The following is a 19,811-nucleotide window of genomic DNA, read 5'->3' as shown; positions in this document are numbered from 1 at the left end:
GGACGATGGTGGTCTATGAGTTCCAGGCTGCTCGCCGGATCGCTGGCGACCATCGGGGCCGGAGGCACCCTCGCGGGCGCGCTGTCGGAGTCCCGGATGGGCACCGCGCCGCAGGATTGGGCCTACGCCGTCCTCGGCGTGGTGCTGCCCGCGCTGGGCTGGCTGCTCGTCGTCCGCCGCCCCGACCTGCGCTACGGCTGGCTGTTCCTGGCCGCCGCGGCCTGCCTCGGCCTCGGCTCGCTGGGCACCGGCCTGGCCATCAGGTTCCACTACACCGGGCCGGTCGTCGTCTGGATGTCCGCGCTCTACGCCATGTACTACGGCCTGACCTGGATCTTCGTCCCGCTGCTCTTCCCCGACGGCCGCCTGCCGTCCCGCCGCTGGCGGCCCGTGGCCTGGATCGGCGGGATCGCGATCGCCATGCACACGGTGGGATTCGGGCTGTTCGTGACCGACCCCGCCCGGCCGGGACAGCTGCCCGCCGAGCCGTCCACCGCCTTGATCTGGGCGTCCCTGGTCAGCGCGCTGGGCCAGCTCCTCGTCTTCCTGACCGCCGTCGTCGTCCTGGCCGGGCTCGTGGTGCGCTGGCGGCGCAGCGAGCCGGCCGAACGCGGCCAGTACGCCTGGATGGTCGCCGGCACCACCGTCCAGCTCTCCGCGGGCGTGCTGCTCCTGTACGTGCTGAGCGCGCGGCTGTGGGGCGCCGCGCTGATCGGCATCTTCGCGGTGATGACGCCGCTGCCGGCCGCCGTCCTGGCGGGGATCGTCCGGCACCGGCTGCTCGACATCCGGTTCGGCCTGCGGGGCTCCCGCCTGCACTTGATCTTCGACGTCCGGCCCACCGTGGACGAGGTGCTGTCCGGGCTGAGTACCGCCCTCGCGGCCACGCCCGAGCCGGTCGAGCAGCTCGGCCGTCTCGCCGCGGCCGTACGCGACGGGCTGGAGGCCCGGTGGGCGGCCGTGGCGCTGGCCGACGGCACCCGGGTGGCCGCGGGCGAGGAGGAGGGCCGGGCGGCGCTCACCGTGCCGGTACGCGGCGGCCTCGGCCACATCGAACTCGGCCCGCGCAGGGCCGGCCGGTACGACCGCGAGGACCGGCGGGTCCTGGAGGCGCTGGCCGTGCCCGCCGGTCTCGCGATCCAGAGCGCCGGGCTGGTGGCCCGCCTGGTCAACGCCCAGGAGGCCGAGCGGCGGCGGATCGAACGCAACATCCACGACGGCGTGCAGCAGCAGCTCGTCGCCCTCATCGCCGGCCTGGAGCTGGCCCGCGTCGCCGGCGCCGGTCCCGAGACGCTGGGCCGCCTGCGCGAACAGGCCCGCCAGACCCTCGCCGACCTGCGCGAACTGGCCGCCGGCATCCACCCGTCGGCGCTCAGCCAGGGCGGCCTGGTGGAGGCCGTCGAGGAACGCTGCTCGGGACTGCCCGTGCCCACGAAGGTCGTCTCCGACCCCGGGCTGCGGGCCCGCCGCTTCACGGACGAGATCGAGGGCGCGATGTACTTCACCGTCAGCGAGGCCGTCGCGAACGCGCTCAAGCACGCCGCCGCCACCCGGATCGAGGTAAGACTGACCCTGGCCCCCGGCCGCGTACGGGCCACGGTCGCCGACGACGGCGCGGGCTTCACCCCGGACACCACCGGCCGCCGGGGCCTGGCCACGCTCGCCGACCGCCTCGACGCGCTGGGCGGCGGCCTGGAACTCGACAGCGAGCCCGGAAAGGGGACACGCATGCACGCCTGGGTGCCCGCCGATGCCTGAGCCGATCCGCGCGGTCGTGGCCGACGACCACTACCTGGTACGCGAGGGCACCAGGCAGCTCCTGGAGCTGTCGGGCGAGGTGAGGGTCGTCGGCGCGGTCGGCGACGCCGACGAGCTGCTGGACGCCGTACGCCGGCTGGGGCCGCAGGTCGTGATCACCGACATCCGCATGCCGGGAGGCGAGTGGCGGCAGGGCTTCGAAGGCATCGACGCGGCTCACCGCGTCAGGTCCGGCCATCCCGGGATCGGCGTGGTGGTGTTGTCGCAGTTCTCGGACGCGCTGTTCGCCTTCGAGCTGTTCAAGCACGGGACGGCCGGGTTCGCGTACCTGCTGAAGGACCGCGTGGGCGACCTCGAAGAGCTGCTCGGCGCGATCAGGGCGGTCGCCGGGGGCGGCTCGGTCATCGACCCCCAGGTGGTCGAGGGCCTGCTGGCCAGGCGCGAGGTACGCGGCCAGGGGGACTCGCTGACCCCCAGGGAACGGGACGTGCTGCGCGAGATGGCCCACGGCCGCTCCAACGCCGGCATCGCCCGCGCCCTGCACCTGTCGATCTCGTCCGTCGAGAAGAACGTGAACGCGATCTTCACCAAGCTCGGGCTGGAGAACAGCGGCGACGTGCACAGAAGGGTGGCCGCCGTCCTCGCCTACCTGGGGCCGTCCGACCGCTAGCCGAAGACGGCGGGCGGCGGGACCGGGGCGAGGACGGGGTCGCCGTCCTTGATGGGGTACGCGCCGCCGATGAAGTTCTTCAGCGCCTCGCCGTGCACGCAGCGCGCCTGGGTGAGGCCGCCGGCCGCGCGCCGGGTCAGCGGGTCGAGCGGCAGCTCCGTACGCGAGGCCGCGACGATCAGGTTGCCGAACCGGCGGCCCCGCATGACCCCGGGCTCGGCCATCAGCGCCACGTGCCGGAACGCGTCGCACACCGTGGCCAGCAGCCGCTTGGCGAAGGCCAGGCCCTTGCCGTCGGCCAGGTTGATCAGCAGCGTGCCGTCCGGGGCCAGCACCCGTGCCAGGTCGCCCATGTACTCCGCGGTGGCCAGCTCAACCGGCATCGTGGCGCCCGTGAACGCGTCGAGCACGACCAGGTCGGCCGAGGCGTCCCACACCTTGGCCGTGCCCTCGCGGCCGCCGGCCACGATGACCTTCAGCCGGGGGACCGAGCGCAGGTCGAGCTGCTCGCGTACCAGGTTCACCAGCAGGCCGTCCGGCTCGATCACGATGTGCCGGGAGCCGGGGCGGGTGGCGGCGAGGTAGCGGGGGATCGTGCACGCGCCGCCGCCGACGTGGACGCAGCTCAGCGGCCCTTCGCGGAGCAGGTCGATGACGTCCGCCATGAGCCGGACGTACTCGAAATCCAGAAATGTCGGGTCTTGTAGGTCAACGTACGACTGCGGTACGCCATCCTTGGACAGCACCCAGCCGTCCTGCCTGTCCAGGTCCCGGAGAAGTTCGACCTCGCCGAACGTCACCGGATAAAGGCCAGGCATCGGTTCCCGCTGTCCACGTGCCACGCTGATCCCTCCCTGGGAGAACCGTATGCGACGCCGAAGGCTGATTGTGCTCGTCATCGCGATTGTCGCGATATCAGGCGCGGGACTGTTCGCCTTTCTGGCCGCCGACCACGTCAAGGGCAGCGCCGCGCAGACGGCCGCCGGGTACTTCGACGCCTGGCGCAAGGGGGACGTGGCGGGCATGGCCCTGCTGGTCGACCGGCCGCCCGCCGACTTCTACGACCGCCACCGGTCGTTGTCGGAGGAACTGCACGTCAAGTCGATCGAGCTCACACCGGGACCGGTGCGGAGCACGGGGGAGGAGTCGGCCGAGGTGCGCTTCTCGGGCGTGCGCGAGCTGACGGACCTCGGGCCGTGGCCGTTCGACAGCCTGCTGCGGCTGGGCGTACGGGACCGGGCGTGGCGGGTGTTGTGGACGCCCGAGACGCTCCACCCGCTGCTCAAGGACGGCGGCACGCTGGAGCTGGAGGAGGTCGAGGCGTCGGCGGCCGAGCTGGTCACCAGCGAGGGCGACAAGATCCCCAACGACAGTTACGCCGACGCCTACCTCAACCCGCTCAAACCCGAGTTCGCCGCGGCCAACCACGGGCTGGAGCTGGTGTCGAAGTCGCCGGGCCAACCCGACAAGGCGCTGCTGACCCGCCTGCCGAAGGCGAACGTCGAGCGCACCACGCTGTCGCGCCAGGTCCAGGCCGCCGCCGCGCGGGCGCTGGACGGCGTGGCGAACTCCTCGATCGTGGTCGTCCGGCCGAGCACGGGCGAGATCCTGGCCCTGGCCGACCGGCTGGAGGACAACTTCAGCGCGGTGCGCGACGCCTTCCCGCCCGGTTCCACGTTCAAGACGATCGTGGCGGCCGCGCTGCTGGAGAAGGGGATGAGCCCGTCCGACGAGGTGGGGTGCCCGGCCTCGTACGCGCCGCCGTTCTCGGCGCTGATCAGCAACGACGGCGACGCGGAGCGCGGTACCGTCACCTTCGCCGACGCCTTCGCCTACTCCTGCAACACCACGTTCGTCGAGCAGGCGACGACCAGGCTGACGATGGAGGACCTGCGCAGGACGGCCGCGCGGTGGGGGTTCGACCGGCCGATGGCGACCGGTGTGGGAGGCAGGTGCGGTTCGATCCAGCAGACCGACAACACCGACATGTTCTCCCTGAACGTCATCGGCCAGGGCACGGTGGTGGCCACCCCGCTCTGCATGGCGACCGTGGCCGCCGCCGTGCAGAACGGCACCTGGCGCTCGCCGCGCCTGCTGTCGAAGGAGGACGTACGCCGCGTGGACGGTGAGCCGTTCCCGGACGTGCGGCTGGAGGAGGGGGTCGTCGGCGCGCTGCGGGAGATGATGGCCGCGGTCGTGGACCACGGTACGGCGAGCGGGTCGGGGCTGCCGGCGGGTGTGGCGGGCAAGACGGGGACCGCCGAGGTGGAGGGGCGGACGTCGCACGGCTGGTTCATCGGCTACCGCGACGACCTGGCCTTCTGCGTGTTCGTCCGGAACGGGGGATCGGGCCGCTCGGCCGCGGTGCCGATCGCGGTGCGTTTCCTGAACGGACTGTGACCAGGCGCACTCTGGCTCAATCCGTAACCTACGGTACCGTAGGTTACATGACGACCATCACCGTGAAGCCGAGGCTACGTGGCTGGTTGCACACCGGGGCGCTGCCCGTGACGCTGGTGGCCGGGTTCGTGCTCGTGGCGCTCGGCCCGACCCTTCAGGCCCGGCTGGCGGCCAGCGTCTACGCCATCACCTCGGGGCTGCTGTTCGGCATCTCGGCCACCTACCATCGGGGCACGCTGGGGCCGCGCCTGGCCGAGGTGTTGCGCCGGTTCGACCACGCCAACATCTATCTGATCATCGCCGGCACCTACACGCCGTTCGCGCTGCTGGCCCTCGACGGCGCGGCCAGGATCGCCGTGCTCTCCGTCGTCTGGGGCGGCGCGCTGTCCGGGGTGCTGTTCCGGGTGTTCTGGATGGGTGCGCCGCGCTGGCTCTACACCGTCCTGTATCTGGCGCTGGGCTGGACCGCGATCTTCGTGATGCCGCAGCTGCTCCAGGGCGCGGGGGTGGCCGCCGTCGTGCTCGTGGCGGTGGGCGGGGTGTTCTACACGGCCGGTGCCGTCGTCTACGGTCTGCGCCGCCCCGATCCTTCTCCGCGCTGGTTCGGCTTCCATGAGGTCTTCCACGCTTTCACGGTGGCCGCGTACCTGGTGCAGTACATAGCGGTGTCGATCGTGGTCTACTCCCACATATAGGCCGACATTTGACTCAATGCTGGTCTGTTTTCGCGTGGATCACGGAAAGCAGAGCAGTATGCAGGAAATTTCGCGTTCGTGGTGGCTGCTGCTCGTACGCGGCATCGCCGCGATCATCTTCGGCGTGCTGGCGTTGATCTGGCCGGGGATCACGCTGCTGGTACTGGTGATCTTCTTCGGCGCGTACGCCATCGTCTCCGGCGTCTTCGCCCTGTTCGCCGCGTTCCGGCACGAGACGCGGTCGCGGGGCTGGCTGATCTTCTCCGGCGTCATCAGCATCCTGGCCGGTATCGCGGCCTTCGTCTGGCCGGGGATCACCTCGCTCGCCCTGCTCTACCTCATCGCCTTCTGGGCCATCGTCTCCGGCATCTCCGAGATCGTGGCCGGAATCCAACTCCGCAAGGTCATCGACAACGAATGGATGCTCATCGTGGGCGGCATCCTCGCGGTCATCTTCGGCATTCTGCTCCTCATCTGGCCCGGCGCCGGAATGCTGAGCCTCGTCTGGCTCATCGGCATCTTCGCCATCCTGTACGGAATCGCCATGATTGTTCTGTCACTTCGTGTGAAGAACTTCACTTAGAGGGCATGACTACCATAAATTTTACGGATATGCCGGTCTTTCTCATGAGGAACCTCCGGCTTGTCCAACGATCTTGGAGAAGGCATGGACGTACACACCCGCCTTGCCCGCCACCTGCTCGTCGATGGTTACCGTCTCGTCCTCGATCTCGAACTCAGCCGCGGCTCCTGGCTGGTCGACGCCCGCAACGGCCGTCGCTACCTGGACTTCTACACCTTCTTCGCCTCGGCCCCGCTCGGTGTGAACCCGCCCTTCGACCCCGACTTCGCCGCATTGCTCGGCCAGGTGGCGCGTAACAAGCCCGCCAACCCCGACATCTACACCGAGCACCTGGCCGACTTCGTCGACACCTTCGCCCGTGTGCTCGGCGACCCGGAGCTGCCCCACCTGTTCTTCGTCGAGGGCGGCGCCCTGGCCGTGGAGAACGCGCTCAAGACCGCCTTCGACTGGAAGAGCCGGCGCAACGAGGCCGCCGGACGTCCCCGCGACCTGGGCACCAAGGTCATGCACCTGACCCGGGCCTTCCACGGCCGCAGCGGCTACACGCTGAGCCTGACCAACACCGAACCGGGGAAGACCGACCGCTTCCCGAAGTTCGACTGGCCGCGCATCGACGTACCGGCCATCCACCTCGGTGACGTGGAGGCCGCCGAGGAACGCGCGCTGGCCCAGGCCAGGGCCGCGTTCGAACGCCACCCGCACGACATCGCCTGCTTCATCGCCGAGCCGATCCAGGGCGAGGGCGGCGACAACCACATGCGGGCCGAGTTCCTGCGCGCGATGCAGGACCTGTGCCACGAGCACGACGCCCTGTTCATCCTGGACGAGGTGCAGACCGGCGGCGGCACCACCGGCACGCCCTGGGCCTACCAGCAGCTCGGCCTGGCCCCCGACGTGGTGGCCTTCGCCAAGAAGGTGCAGGTGGGCGGGATCATGGCCGGCCGCAGGGTGGACCTGGTGGCCGACAACGTCTTCCAGCTCAGCGGCCGGATCAACTCCACGTGGGGCGGCGGCCTGGTGGACATGGTCCGCAGCCGCGGCATCCTGGAGATCGTCGAGCGCGAGGGCCTGATCGCCCGCGCCGGCACGCTCGGCGGCGAGCTGCTCGAACGGCTCACCAAGCTGGAGGCCGAGCACCCCGACACGGTCTCGGGCGTGCGCGGCAGGGGCCTGATGTGCGCCTTCGACCTGCCCGACCAGGCCGCCCGCGACGGCTTCGTGACCCGGCTCAGGGAGGAGCACGGCGTGCTGGCGCTGCCCTGCGGGCCCCGGTCCGTACGTCTGCGCCCGGCGCTGAACATCCCCGAGGCCGACCTCGAACACGGCCTGAACGCACTGTCCGCCGCGCTCTGAGCGCCCACGCCTACTGCGCGCGGCGGCTCAGTCCGGTGAGGCGATGCTGGTGGCGCTACGGCGCGGGCCGCCGTAGCGCCAGAAGAAGTTCAGCAGCACGCTGACCCGGTTGCGCCCGCCCAGCAGGTAGGCCACATGCACGAAGATCCAGGCCAGCCAGGCGGGCAGGCCGCGCATGGTCAGCCCGTTCGCGAGCTGGAGCACGGCCTCCGCCTTGCCGACGGTGGCCATGATCCCCGGGTCGCGGTAGGAGAAGGCGCTGAGCGGCCGTCCGTGGGCGGCGGCGAGGATCTGCCGGCCCACGTGCCTGCCCATCTGGATGGCCGGCTGGGCGAGCTGGGGCAGCGCGTTCGGCTGCCCGGCCAGGTCCCCGGCGACGAAGATCTCCGGATGGCCGGGCACGTTGAGCGCCTCGGTGAGCGTGATCCGGCCGCCCTTGCCCTGCGGCAACCCCCAGTCGGCCACCTGCTTGGGCGCGGTCACGCCGAGGGCCCAGACGGTGACGTCGCTCGGCAGGCGCGTCCCGTCGTCCAGGACGACCGCGTCCGGCTCCACGCCCGCCACCGTGGCTCCCAGGCGCATACGCACCCCTCTCCTGCGCAGCGCCGCGGCCAGCGCGACGCGCAGCCGCGACTTGTACGGCGCCAGCACGTAGTCGAACCGCTCGACCAGGGTGACGCTCGTCTGGTCCGGCCGGATCTCGGGATGCGTCAGCGGGATCGTACGGCGGCGCAGCTCGGCCAGCGTGCCCGCGGTCTCCACGCCGGTCGCGCCCCCGCCCACGATCACGACGTGGGTGCTCTCGCGCCGGCCCGACGCGGTGTCCTCCAGGTAGTGCTGGAGCCGTCGCCGCAGGTCGGCCGCGTCGTGCAGCGAGTAGATCGGCAGCGCGTTCTCCGCGGCGCCGCTCACGCCGATCCAGTTGGTGGTGACGCCGGTGGCGATCACCAGGTAGTCGTAGTCGAGTGCGGAGCCGTCCTCGAACTCCACCCGCTTCTCGCCGGGGTGCACCTTGCTGAGCGCTGCCCGGTGGGCGCGGACGTTCGGCCACTTCGCGGAGAACGTACGGATCGGGTAGGAGACGTCGGACGTGCCCATCCCCGCCGTGGCCACCTGGTAGAGCAGGGGCTGGAAGGTCGAGTACGGATTCCGGTCCACAAGCGTGACCAGTGCGCCGCCCTTGGCCAGCTCCCGTGTCGCGGACAGCCCGGCGAAGCCGGCCCCCACGACGACGACGCGAGCTCTCTGCACCATGATCACGTCCCTCCGGATTCCGTTCCATGGTCCATATGGCACACAGGGCATCACTTAAACCATTTCTGCCGGATACACCACCGGGAGGTGGGGAGATCCGGGGTAGGGCACCACGTATGTCTGAGCAAGTGACCACGATGGAACGTCTGGGCCGCCGGATAGCCGAACGCCGCGAGTCGCTGAACCTGAGCAGGCAGGACCTGGCGGACAGGTCGGGCGTGGCGGTCGGCTACGTCGCCTACCTGGAGGACCAGTCCGGCATCTCGGTGCGCGAGGCCCTGGCCCGCCTGGCCGTGGCGCTGGAGACGACCGTGGAGGAGCTGCTCGGCGAGGTGGCCGGGATCCCGCTGGGGACGGGCCCGGCCGCGGCCCACGCCACGCTGGAGGTGCTCGACGAGAACGAGTGCCTGCACCTGCTCCGGCCCGGGGGAGTGGGCCGGATCGCCTTCGAGGGCCGCTACGGCCTGACCGTGCTGCCGGTGAACTTCCGGATGTCCGAGGGCTCGATCGTGTTCCGCACCGTGGCGGGCGGCAGCACCGACCAGGACCTGAGCACCGGCGTCGAGAACGTCGAGTACGGGGTCGCGTTCGAGGTCGACCGCATCGAGGAGGTGACGCGGGGCGGCTGGAGCGTGCTCGTCCACGGCTCGCTGCACCACGTCACGTCCGACGAGGAACGGGCCGAGGCGGAGCAGACGGGCGTCGAACCGTGGGCCGGCGGGCAGCGCCAGCGCTACCTGAAGATCAGGCCCACCCGCCTGACCGGCCGCCGCATCCAGCCCGGCTGACCCCGCCGGACCCCGTCACCCGCGGGCAGGCCACGGTGGGGGCCCCGCGGCAAGGGACCCGACCGGCTCAGGAGCCGTCCTTCCTGAGCGAGAGCCACAGCCCGATCGCCGTCACCCGGGAGTCGACGCCCAGCTTGGCGTAGATCCGGTTGACGTGGTTCTTCACGGTCTTCTCGCTGAGGAACAGGCGCTGGGCGATCTGGCCGTTGGACTGGCCCGTGGCGATGAGGTCCATGACCTCGGCCTCGCGTTTGCTCAAGGACGTGATCACGCTATCGAACGCTGCGTCGTCGACTCTCATCCGGCCTCCGGGGGCGCGCAGACGGTCTGATCGCCGATGGCCCCCGTGCTTCCGGCGTTAGCGGTAGACAGCGAGCATAACTCGCATTGTCCTGATTTGGGGACGTTGCCGGGAGAAAACGACAACAGCCGGTCCCGAGGGACCGGCTGTGTGCTTGGGGTGAGTGAAGGGACTTGAACCCTCGACATCCAGGACCACAACCTGGCGCTCTGCCAACTGAGCTACACCCACCACGGCCGCCCACTCCGTGACGGCACAGGAAAAGTGTAGCGGGGTTCGGGAGTCTTTACGCCATCCAATTACCCGCTGACCCGTTCGGCGAGTTGCCGCGCGGTCGCCGAGTCGGGGCCCGGCTGGCCCACGAAGATGGCCGCGCGGTAGTAACGCAGCTCCCTGATGCTCTCCGTGATGTCGGCCAGCGCGCGGTGTCCGCCCTGCTTCTCGGGCGCGGCGAAGTAGACCCGCGGGTACCAGCGGCGGACCAGCTCCTTGATCGAGGAGACGTCGACCATCCGGTAGTGGAGCCAGGCGTCGACCCCGGGCATGTCCCTGGCGATGAACGTGCGGTCGGTGCCGATCGAGTTGCCGCACAGCGGCGCCTTCTTCGGCTCCGGCACGTGCCGCCGGATGTAGTCGAGCACGAGCGACTCCGCCTCCGCCAGCGTGACCCCGCCCGGCAGCTCGGGCAGCAGGCCCGAGGCGGTGTGCATCTCGTGCACGACCTGCGACATCTGCTCCAGCGACTCCGGCGGCGGCTTGATGACCACGCTCACGCCTTCGTCGAGCTGATTGAGCTCGCTGTCGGTGATGACACACGCCACCTCGACCAGCGCGTCACGCCCAAGGTCGAGCCCGGTCATCTCGCAGTCGATCCAGACCAGCACGTCACTCATTCGATCTCCTCGCCCAGCGGCTCGGAGCAATCCGCCCGCTTGTTACCCCACCAGCCTAGTGCCACCGGTTACGCGGGCTTGAGCGAGCCGAGAACCTTCCCGACCACGTCGGTGCCCAGATTGTCCGGAACGGAGACGTACAGCAGCGTCGGGCGCTGGCCGGACCCGCGGTCCATGAGCACGAGCGCGGCGTTCTCCTTCTTCCACTTGTAGCCCTTCGTCTCCGCCACGGCGGTGAAGTCGAGCTGGAACTGCATCACCCACGCCTGATTGTCGCCGATCTTCACGGCCTTGTTCTCGATGATCTTGGTGGTGTGCTGCGGCTCGTAGAACTCGGTGCTGAACTGCATGAACAGCACCTTCGCCGTCTCCTCCAGCCCCGAGGCGCCCGCGTACGGGATCAGGGCGGCCAGCGGGCCCGCGTAGGCGTTGCCGATCCAGTCCTTCTCGCCCTCGTAGTTCTCCTGCGAGCTGGCGTTCACCCCGCTGGTCCAGATCTGCTGCGTCGGGTCGGAGCCGTTGACGTCGCCGTACGCGGGCACCTTCCAGCCGTCGGGCACCTGGTAGGACAGGCCGGTCTTGGGGTCGGTGATCCGGCCGTCCTGCGGCTGCGGCAGCTCGCCGCCCTGCGCCGGCGGCTCGGTCGGCGGCTCGTTGGAGGGCGGCTCCTCCGTCGGGAACGGCTGGGTGTCCTCGGTGGAGGGCGAGGCCACCGGCGTGCTGCCGCCGCGGTTGATGAAGAAGATCCCGGCCACCACGATCAGCGCGACCACGACCAGTGCGGCCAGCCCGCCGAACACCCACGGCAGCGGGTTGCCCTGCTTGGGCGGCGGCGGCGCGTAGCCGGGGCCGGGCAGCGGGCCACCGGCCCACGGGCCGGACTGCGGACCCGACTGCAGGCCGTGTTGCGGGCCGGACTGCGGGCCGGGCTGCCCGCCCGGCTGCGGGCCGTAGCCGGGCTGCGCCTGCGTGGGCTGCTGGTCGGGGGCGGACTGACCGTAGGCGGGCTGTCCGAAGGAGGGCTGGCCGTACTGGAGAGTGGGGTTCGCCGGGGTGGCCGACCAGTCGGGGGACGACTGGGGCTGCGGCCCGGGGCCGGACTGTGGCCCGGAGGACGGCTGCTGGGCCTGCGGCTGCGGCTGCCGCTCCTGCGCGTGGGTGGCGTCCGTCCATTGGTTGCCGTCCCACCAGCGGAGCTGCGGCTCTCCGTACGGGTCGGGGTACCAGCCCGCGGGGGTCTGCGTGGTCATGCCCGTCAGATTAGTAAGAACCGCTTTGTTGCGCATTCAGCGAGCGTCAGCACTTGTACGTGAAGCTCACCTTGTCCGTACGCGCCGGGCCGGGTGAGAGCACCTTGAGCGTGGCCGTCGCCTTGACGCTGCTCTTGCCCGACAACGTCCAGCGCAGTGGCACGGAGTACGACGTCTGGTCCGACCTTGTGCGTAATGTGCCCTTGACGACCTCCTTGTCCAGGTTCTTGCGCCACTCGTAGCTGATCTCGCCCACGCCCCCGTTCGTGACCACCTTGCCCGTCACGATGATCGCGTCGTCGCAGCCCAGCGTCTTCTTCGGCACGGTCACGTCGATCGACATGACCGTCAGCTCGGGGACGTCCGTCAGCCTGAACCAGGCCATGATCGCGCCCGCCATGATGACCGCGAAGAGCGCCGAGGACAGGATCGTGCGCCGCCGCCGTCGCCGCGAGACCTTGGCCACCCGGCCGGCGGTACGGTTCCCCGGCTGGTGGACGGTCGGGGCGCCGGTCCGTCCCTCGCGCCAGATCCGCTCGGCCGTCGTCTCCTGGCGCTGCTGGGCCGTCCCGGTCCCGGTGCCCACCCCCGGACCGAACTGCAGCCGGGGTTGCGAGCCCGACGCCGGCACACGCAGCAGCGTGACGATGTCGCCCTCGTCCTGCGGCGCCGGCGGCGGCTGCGTGGCGAACGGCGCCTGCGCGAACGCCGACCTGCCGCGCGCCGCCCGTGCCAGGGCGTCCCGGCTGATCAGGCCGCCGGGCAGCGCCTCGCGTTCCCGGGACAGCAGGGTCCTGGCCGCGTCGAGGCCGAGCGTGGTGGCCGTGCCGGCGGCCCGTTCGAACAGGCCGGCGGCGCGCGGCGCGGTCTGCGTGAAGGCGGCGGCCAGCCCGCGGGCCAGCGACGCCCAGCCCGCCGCGTCGCGCTCGCGCGGCGAGACCTGGCCGCGGATCGCGTCGGACAGGCCGCGCTCGGACAGCAGCGCGGCCCCCTCGGCGGTGACGACCACGGTCCCGGGGTGCACCGAGCCGTGCGTGACCCCGGCGGCGTGCAGCGCGATCAGCGTCTGCCCGGTCTCCATCAGCACCGACGCCGCCCCCGCCGGGTCGATGGGCGCGCCGGAGAGCAGGTCGGCCAGCGTCGGGCTGACCGCCTGCGCGGTGAGCAGCCACACCTGGTCGCCCGCCGCCACCACGTCGGCCACCGGGATCAGCCCGCCCAGGCCGCCCAGCACGAGGTGCTGGTCGGTCATGACGGCGCTCACCACACGCTCCCGTACGCCGGGCATGCCGATGACCCGAGGGTCGAACAGCAGCGCCCCGGCCCTGCGGCCGTCCGGCGAGATGGCGTCGATCCAGTTGCCGAGCTCGGTCATCCAGGTGTGCTCGGTGAGCCGGAACCCGGCGATTCCGTTCCTAGGGTTGTCCATCGCCGTTGCCCCCCCGGCGCGTTCTAGCGCTGCTTTCTGTGACGTCCCGTCATGCGACGCTTCACCGCAAGTGTGACCGGAACCGCGCCGGACGTCATCAGGCCGAGCGCGAGGAGTCCGGCCTGCGCCTTGCCCACCTGGTCCAGGGTGGGCGTCTGGGTGCCGCCTCCGCCGTCGCCGTCGTCGGTCGAGGTCCGGGTCGGGGTCGGCTCCTGCGTCTGGGAGGGCGGCGTGCTGGTCGGGGGCGTGCTGGTCGGGGGCGTCCGGGTGGGGGGCGTCCTCGTGGGCGGGGCGGAGGTCGGGGTCGGGGTGGGCGTGGGGGCGGCCGAGGTGGGCTTGCTGCCGTTGCTGGTCGTGCTGTTCTTGCCCGTGATGTCCGGCTCCGGCGAGTCGGTCGGGGTCGGCGTCCTGACCGGCTTCCTGGTCGGCTTGCGCGTCGGGGTCGGCCGGGGCGTCCGCGACGGCGAGGGTGACGCCGTCGCCGTCGGCAGGACGGGCGGCGACGTCGAGACCGCCGGGGCCGTGGACGTCGGCGTCGGGTCGGGCTCGGAGGTGGTCTCCTCCGGCGTCGCGGTCGGCTCCTCCGTCGGCTCCTCCTCGGTCGGCTCCTCGATCACGGGGTCGGCCCCGCTCGGCGTGACCTCGCTGGTCTGCGCCCGCAGCACCGGCTCGTCGGTGGAGGAGTTGACCAGGATCACGCCCACGGTGACCACCACGCCGACGGCGACCGCGCCGATCGCGACCTTGGCCGAGAGCTTGCTGAGCAGGCGCGCGGGGTCGGGGAAGCGGGTCTCGGTGAGCGCGGTCTGCGTCTCGACCGGATCGTGCAGCGGGCTCGGGAACAGCAGCATCAGCAGGCCCGCGAGCGCGGCCAGGCGGCGGCGTCCGCGTTCCTCCCAGTCGGCGCCGTACGCCTCGGCCGCGATGGCCTCCAGCTCGGTCAGGAACGCCTCCGCGGACGGCGGCCGCTCGTCCGGCTGCTTGGCCAGGCCGCGTTCGACCAGGCCCTGCAGCGCCTGCGGCACCTCCTCCACGCGCGGCGGCGCGCTCTGGTGCTGGCGGGCGAGCGCGGCGATGTTGGGTGCCCGGTAGGGCCGGGTGCCGGTCAGGCACTCGAAGAACACCACGGTGGCGGCGTAGACGTCGGTCGTGGGCCCGGCGGGACCACCCGCCCACTGCTCCGGCGCCATGTACGGCGGTGTGCCCGCGGCGCTGACCCCCTCGCCGGCCCGGACCGCGATGCCGAAGTCCACCAGCTTGCTCACGCCGTCGCCCTGGACCATCACGTTCTCGGGCTTGAAGTCGCGGTGGACGACGCCGATCGAGTGCGCGGCGGCCAGGCCCTGGAGCGAGCCCTTGAGGGCGACCAGCGTGGCCTGGGCCCCGGTCGGCCCCTCGGACCGGAGGATCTCGCGCAGCGAGACGCCGTTGACCAGCTCCATGACGATCGCGGCGCCCTGCCCGGACTCGACGTAGTCGATCAGGCGCGCGTGGTGCGAGCTCTGCAGGGTGCCGATCAGCCGGGCCTCGTGCCGGAACCTGGCCACGAAGCCCATGTCGGACCTGAGCTCGTCGTTGAGGTATTTGATGGCGACTTCCACGCCGTCGTGATCGCGCGTGGCCAGGACCACCCGGCCGGCGGCACCGCTGCCCAGTTCCCGGACTTCGGTATAGCCGGGGACCCCCCACTGCCCTTCGCCGTACATAAAACGGTCTCCTCTGGAGTCATCGGGCCCCCACCCGCATCAAACGCTGCGTAGCTTAACCAGAGGGAAGGGCTTTCCCGCCATCGATATGCCGATATGGCCGAATCAGGAGGTCAGTCGCCCCTGTCGGGAGTGTCTGATTGTGGGGATTCCTGCGGTTTGGGTGTTTCATGTGGTTTTGGGGTCTCTCCTGGTTTGGGGGTCTCCCTGGGACACTCCGGGGTCTTCCCGCTCGCCCGGTCGGAGCCGTTGGCCGCGCCGGGCGACGTGCTCGCCGTGACGGCCCAGGTCGTGCCGCACGGGATCTTCAGCGACCGGTTCACCGTCCTCGTGTAGGAGGTGTCGCCGGACAACGTCAGCCGCTCCGAGCCGGCTGCCTCGCCGCCGAGCAGGAACCCCACGTCGAGCGTCACCGGCCGGTCGTCGGCCGTGACCACCGAGACGGTCGCCACGAGGCCGCTCTCGCCGGGCCCGGCCCTGACGATCGAGACCTGCTTCACGGCGGGCGGGCAGGTGACCTCGGTACGGGCGGTCTGCGTACGGTCGCCGGCGCGGACCCGTACCGAGAGGGTGGCGCCGCAGGGGCGCGACCTGAAGGAGTGGGCGAAGGCCCGGAAGTAGGAGGTACGGCCGGACAAGGTCGCCGTACGGGTGCCGACGGTGTCGCCGTTCACCGCGAACGCGGCCTCGACCGGGATCTCGCCGGTCCCGTCGGACGTCACCCTGACCTGGGCGCGCGCGGTCAGCCCCGGCGCGTCGGGCATCGCCAGCGAGACGCGCAGCCCGCTCACCCGCGTCGGGCAGGCCGGCACGGACACCGAGGAGGACCGGGCGCCGCCCGGCGCGGCGGGGGAGGTGAGGACGGTGAGCGTGACGGTCCGGCCGCAGGGGCGTTCGCCGAGGTCCCAGGTGAAGGACCGGGTGTAGGAGGTCGCGCCGCTCAGCCGCAGGCTCTGGGTGCGGCCGCCGCTGCCGGGAGCGGTCCACGTCCCGGTGGCGGTCACGGCGGCGGCCCCGCCGGTCCGTACGGTCACCGAGGCCCGCGCGACGCCGTCGCCGTCCACCGTCACGTCGCCGACGCTCACCCCGAGGACGGTCGCGACGGGCGTGGGCGTCGGAGTCGGAGTGGGGGTCGGCGTGGGCGTCGGGGTCGGGGTCGGGGTCCGCGTGGGTGTCGGGGTGGGGGTCGGCGTGCGGGTGGGTGTTCTGGTGGGGGTCGGCGGGGGCTTCGGCGATGCGGTCCTGGTGGGCTGCCTCGTGGGTTTTCTCGTGGGGCCGGTCGTCGGCGGGTGCGGGGCCGCGGTGGTGGCGGGCGGCTCCGGGTCGGTGGTCGTCGGGGGCAGCAGCAGCTGGGGCGAGGCCGTGGGCGTGGGCCGTTCCTCGGGGGAGGTCTCCGGCGTCGCCTCGGGCGTGCTCGGCGGGGCGGCGACGTCCTCGGTCGTGACCGTGGCGGGCGGCACCGCCGCGGCCGCCCCGACCGGCTGCTCGGGAGGCTGCCGCCGGGCGGCGAGCGCGAGCACCACCGCGACCGTCACCACCGCCGCCAGCGCGGTGCCCATGCCCACCCGCACCGCGTTGGACCGCAGCCCGCGGAAGACGGTCCTGGCCAGCGACGTGCTCACCTCGGGGACGGGCTGCTGCGGGACCGGCAGGAGCAGCGCGAGCAGGGCCACGAGCGCGGCCAGGCGCCGCCTGCCCCGCTCCTCCCACTCCTCGCCGTACGCGGCCCGCGCCGTGGCCTCCAGCTCGTCCACGAAGGCGAGGGCGCTCGGCGGCCGGTCCAGCGGCTCCTTGGCCAGACCGCGCCGGATCAGCGCCTGCACCGGATCGGGCGCGTCGTGGAACGGTACGGGAGCGTGCACGTGCTGGTAGCCGAGCACACTGGGCTCGGTCGACCGGTACGGCCGGTGCCCGGTCAGGCACTCGAAGAACACCGCCGTGGCCGCGTACACGTCGGTCGCCGGCGTGGCGGGCAGTCCCGCCCACAACTCCGGCGCCATGTACGGCGGCGTCCCCTCGGGATGCGTGGCCGTGCCCTGCGGGACCGCGACGCCGAAGTCCACGAGCTTGCTCACGCCGTCGTCGCGGACGAGCACGTTCTCGGGCTTGTAGTCCTTGTGCACGACCCCGGCCTTGTGCGCCCTGGCCAGGCCCAGCAGCGAGCCCTTGAGCACGACGAGCGCGGCCTCAGGCTCGGTGGTGCCGTTCTCGCGCAGCAGGGCGCGCAGCGAGACGCCGTTGACCAGCTCCATCACGATGCAGGCGCCGTTCGGCTCCTGGATGTACTCCCACATCGTGGCGATGTGCGGGTCGCGTAACGAGGTCAGCACCCGCGCCTCGGCCTGGAAGCGGGACAGGGCGGCGGGGTCGCGCAGCAGCGCCTCGGAGAGGTACTTGACCGCGACCCGCACACCCGTCTCGTCGTGCACGGCCAGCGCGACCCGCCCGCTGGCGCCCGCGCCGAGCTGTCTGATCTCCGTGTAACCCGGAGCACTCCACTCCATCGCCCTCTCCCATCAGGAGCCGGCCCACCTGATGAGACGCGTGATCAAGGAGTCGGGTTTGCCAGGTGGTTCCGGATTTATGGAACTACTCCCGACGGAGGATGTGAACTGGTATATCGATACCTTCTGGAAGTGCCGGATCCGCTTGCGGCTCGCCCCACGTCGTGACCAGGGGATGCACGCCCGCCCAGACCGGCAGCGCGTAGTCCTCCTCGTCGTCGATCGGCGCCCCGCGGCGGATCTTGACCGACGCCTCGTCCAGCGGCAACGCCAGCACGGCCGTGGCGGCCAGCTCCTTGCGCGTGGGTTGCCGGACGTAGTCCCACTGGCCGGGGGCGAGCTGCTCGGTGAGCGCCCGCAGGGCCGCCAGCCGCTCGTCCGGGTCCGTCACCAGCCGGGCGCGGCCGTAGATGATCGCCGAACGGTAGTTGACGGAGTGGTTGAAGACCGACCGGGCCAGCACGATGCCGTCCACGTGCGTGACCGTCACGCACACCTCGTCGCCGCCGCCCGCCCGCAGTGACCGGGCGCCGGTGGAGCCGTGCAGGTAGAGGGTCTCGCCGATCCTGCCGTAGCCGGTGGGCACCACCATGGGGTGGCCGTCGACCACGACACCCAGGTGGCAGAACAGCCCGGTGTCCAGCACCTCGTACAGGTCGTTCCGGTCGGTGCTGCCGCGGTGCTTCTCTCGGCCGAGAGTCGTGCGGGGAGTGGAGGAGAGCATGATTCGACGCTAATCGTGAAGTGGACCTATCCTGTAGGGCCACTATCGGACCCTTCCTAGAGACCAGTTCCGTGCGCACCCACATTGACCTGCCGGTATCCCTGTCCCGCGAATCGGCCGTGCCGCTCACCACCCAGCTCGCCGGCTGGCTGCGGCGGGCCATGATGGGCGGCGCGCTCGCCCCGGGCGAACGGCTGCCGTCCACGCGGGCGCTGGCGGACCAGCTCTCCGTGAGCAGGACGGTCGTGACCGAGGCGTACCAGCAGCTCTACGCCGAAGGCTGGCTGGAGGGACGGCACGGGTCGGGCACGTTCGTGGCGGCCATGGAGTCGCACGTCCCGCCCCGCGAACGTTCGTACGAACCGCCGCCCCCCGCCCGCCGCCCTGCGGGCGAGTGGATCGACCTGCGCCCCGGCGAGCCCTGGGTACGCGACTACGACCGGGCCGCCTGGAAGCGCGCCTGGCGCAAGGCCGGCGAGCTGCCGCCGGGCGACTCGCCCGACCTCCACGGCCTGCCGCGCCTGCGCGAACTGCTCGCCGACCACCTGCGCAGGGCCAGAGGCATGGCCGTCGGCCCGGAGAACGTCCTGGTCACCAGAGGCACCGGCAACGGCCTCGACCTGTGCGCGCTGGCCCTGCTGACGGGCGGCGGGCGGGCCGGCGTCGAGGACCCGGGCTACCACGTGGCCCGCACGGTGTTCGCGGCCAGGGGCGCCGAGGTCGTGCCCTGCCCGGTGGACGAGGACGGCGTGATCGTCGACGACCTCCCGCGCGACCTGCGCGTCCTCTACACCACCCCGGCCCACCAGTACCCGCTGGGCGGCCGGCTGCCCATCCCGCGCAGGGAACGCCTGCTGGCCTGGGCCAGAAGCACCGGCGCCACGATCGTCGAGGACGACTACGACGCCGAGTTCCGCTACGACGTCGCCCCCCTGCCCGCCCTCTACGGCCTCGACCCCACCCGCGTCGTGCTCCTCGGCTCGCTGTCCAAGATCCTCGCCCCCGACGTCGGCGTCGGCTGGCTGGTCGGCACGCCCGACCTGGTCGCCAGGATCGCCGCCCTGCGCGCCGCGGTCTCCGACCGCACCAGCGGACCGGTCCAGCAGGCCGTCGCCACCCTCCTGGAACGCGGCGACCTCGACCGCCACCTGCGCCGGATGCGCCTGGAGTACGCCCGCCGCCGCGCCGTCGTCGTGGAGCTCCTCGGCCCGGTCTGCCGCCTGCGCGGCGACACCGCCGGCCTGCACGTCGTGGCCGAGCTGCCGGCGGGCGCCGTCCAGGGGGTCGTGGAACGGGCCAGGGAACGCGGCGTGCTGCTCGACCCGGCCGAGCGCCACCACCACGACCGCGCCGGCCAGCCCGGCCTGGTCCTCGGCTACGGCTCGGCCTCGCTGCGGGACGTCCGGCGCGGCTGCGCGGTACTGGCCGAGCTGATCCGGGATGCTCAGGCCGGATTGAGTATTTGAGCGCTGGCGGCCCCGGGCCCGCCGTCGGCAGGGTGGC

General features: G+C 71.8%; 17 protein-coding genes and 1 tRNA gene. 8 read left to right on the top strand and 10 right to left on the bottom strand.

The window, feature by feature from the left end; all coding sequences use genetic code 11:
- The first annotated feature begins 15 nt into the window (after positions 1 to 15).
- Together DMB42_RS22595 and DMB42_RS22590 are read left to right on the top strand one after the other, a co-directional pair.
- Positions 16 to 1,758 carry an ATP-binding protein gene (locus DMB42_RS22595; protein WP_125636989.1) on the top strand — a complete coding sequence of 581 codons (1,743 nt, stop codon included), beginning with the start codon at positions 16 to 18 and terminating at the stop codon, positions 1,756 to 1,758.
- A complete protein-coding gene (locus tag DMB42_RS22590; protein WP_125636988.1) occupies positions 1,751 to 2,428 on the top strand; it encodes a response regulator transcription factor in 678 nt (225 codons plus the stop codon). The genes DMB42_RS22595 and DMB42_RS22590 overlap by 8 nt, the downstream gene beginning before the upstream one ends.
- Here DMB42_RS22590 and DMB42_RS22585 read toward each other — a convergent pair.
- On the bottom strand, positions 2,425 to 3,228 hold the full coding sequence (locus DMB42_RS22585; protein WP_260477866.1) for a spermidine synthase: 804 nt from the start codon (positions 3,226 to 3,228) through the stop codon (positions 2,425 to 2,427). The genes DMB42_RS22590 and DMB42_RS22585 overlap by 4 nt on opposite strands.
- A 67-nt stretch (positions 3,229 to 3,295) precedes the next feature.
- Between DMB42_RS22585 and DMB42_RS22580 the strand changes: the two genes are divergently transcribed.
- From DMB42_RS22580 to lat, 4 genes are all read left to right on the top strand, one after another.
- Positions 3,296 to 4,828: a penicillin-binding transpeptidase domain-containing protein gene (locus DMB42_RS22580; RefSeq protein ID WP_125636986.1), complete on the top strand. Its 1,533-nt coding sequence runs from the start codon at positions 3,296 to 3,298 to the stop codon at positions 4,826 to 4,828.
- 47 nt (positions 4,829 to 4,875) lie between these two features.
- Entirely contained in the window at positions 4,876 to 5,523 is a 648-nt protein-coding gene (locus DMB42_RS22575) for a hemolysin III family protein (RefSeq protein WP_125636985.1), read from the top strand.
- A gap of 58 nt (positions 5,524 to 5,581) precedes the next feature.
- Positions 5,582 to 6,106, top strand: coding sequence for an HdeD family acid-resistance protein (locus tag DMB42_RS22570; protein WP_125636984.1), 525 nt, complete (start codon positions 5,582 to 5,584; stop codon positions 6,104 to 6,106).
- An 84-nt stretch (positions 6,107 to 6,190) separates the two neighbouring features.
- On the top strand, positions 6,191 to 7,459 hold the full coding sequence (gene lat / locus DMB42_RS22565) for an L-lysine 6-transaminase (protein WP_125636983.1): 1,269 nt from the start codon (positions 6,191 to 6,193) through the stop codon (positions 7,457 to 7,459).
- Between the two features lie 27 nt (positions 7,460 to 7,486).
- Here the strand turns inward: lat and DMB42_RS22560 are convergent, their stop codons facing one another.
- Positions 7,487 to 8,713 carry an NAD(P)/FAD-dependent oxidoreductase gene (locus DMB42_RS22560; protein WP_125636982.1) on the bottom strand — a complete coding sequence of 409 codons (1,227 nt, stop codon included), beginning with the start codon at positions 8,711 to 8,713 and terminating at the stop codon, positions 7,487 to 7,489.
- 116 nt (positions 8,714 to 8,829) lie between these two features.
- Between DMB42_RS22560 and DMB42_RS22555 the strand changes: the two genes are divergently transcribed.
- Complete coding sequence (locus DMB42_RS22555; RefSeq protein WP_125636981.1) at positions 8,830 to 9,501, top strand: pyridoxamine 5'-phosphate oxidase family protein; 672 nt, start codon at positions 8,830 to 8,832, stop codon at positions 9,499 to 9,501.
- Between the two features lie 67 nt (positions 9,502 to 9,568).
- On the opposite strand, the gene DMB42_RS22550 is transcribed toward DMB42_RS22555, so the two are convergent.
- From DMB42_RS22550 to DMB42_RS22515, 8 genes are all read right to left on the bottom strand, one after another.
- On the bottom strand, positions 9,569 to 9,772 hold the full coding sequence (locus DMB42_RS22550; protein ID WP_260477865.1) for a LuxR C-terminal-related transcriptional regulator: 204 nt from the start codon (positions 9,770 to 9,772) through the stop codon (positions 9,569 to 9,571).
- Positions 9,773 to 9,957: 185 nt separating this feature from the next.
- Positions 9,958 to 10,033 (bottom strand) — tRNA-His (locus DMB42_RS22545).
- A 68-nt stretch (positions 10,034 to 10,101) separates the two neighbouring features.
- Positions 10,102 to 10,695, bottom strand: a complete 594-nt coding sequence (gene orn / locus DMB42_RS22540; protein ID WP_125636979.1) for an oligoribonuclease — start codon at positions 10,693 to 10,695, stop codon at positions 10,102 to 10,104.
- Between the two features lie 68 nt (positions 10,696 to 10,763).
- Positions 10,764 to 11,945 carry a DUF2510 domain-containing protein gene (locus tag DMB42_RS53365; RefSeq protein ID WP_185844810.1) on the bottom strand — a complete coding sequence of 394 codons (1,182 nt, stop codon included), beginning with the start codon at positions 11,943 to 11,945 and terminating at the stop codon, positions 10,764 to 10,766.
- 46 nt (positions 11,946 to 11,991) lie between these two features.
- Positions 11,992 to 13,374 (bottom strand): hypothetical protein, encoded by a 1,383-nt coding sequence (locus tag DMB42_RS22530; protein WP_125636978.1) that lies wholly within the window; start codon positions 13,372 to 13,374, stop codon positions 11,992 to 11,994.
- A gap of 23 nt (positions 13,375 to 13,397) precedes the next feature.
- The gene (locus tag DMB42_RS56020; RefSeq protein ID WP_125636977.1) at positions 13,398 to 15,080 is read right to left on the bottom strand and encodes a serine/threonine-protein kinase; all 1,683 of its coding nucleotides are present in this window, start codon (positions 15,078 to 15,080) and stop codon (positions 13,398 to 13,400) included.
- 113 nt (positions 15,081 to 15,193) lie between these two features.
- A complete protein-coding gene (locus tag DMB42_RS22520) occupies positions 15,194 to 17,584 on the bottom strand; it encodes a serine/threonine-protein kinase (protein WP_125636976.1) in 2,391 nt (796 codons plus the stop codon).
- Between the two features lie 85 nt (positions 17,585 to 17,669).
- Entirely contained in the window at positions 17,670 to 18,308 is a 639-nt protein-coding gene (locus tag DMB42_RS22515; RefSeq protein WP_125636975.1) for a pyridoxamine 5'-phosphate oxidase family protein, read from the bottom strand.
- A gap of 71 nt (positions 18,309 to 18,379) precedes the next feature.
- Between DMB42_RS22515 and DMB42_RS22510 the strand changes: the two genes are divergently transcribed.
- Positions 18,380 to 19,774: a PLP-dependent aminotransferase family protein gene (locus tag DMB42_RS22510; protein WP_125636974.1), complete on the top strand. Its 1,395-nt coding sequence runs from the start codon at positions 18,380 to 18,382 to the stop codon at positions 19,772 to 19,774.
- Positions 19,775 to 19,811: the final 37 nt, after the last annotated feature.

This window comes from Nonomuraea sp. WAC 01424, assembly GCF_003947315.1.
GTDB lineage: Bacteria > Actinomycetota > Actinomycetes > Streptosporangiales > Streptosporangiaceae > Nonomuraea > Nonomuraea spiralis.
Note: the sequence above shows the minus strand (reverse complement) of the source record. Positions and strands in the feature narration are given on the sequence as shown.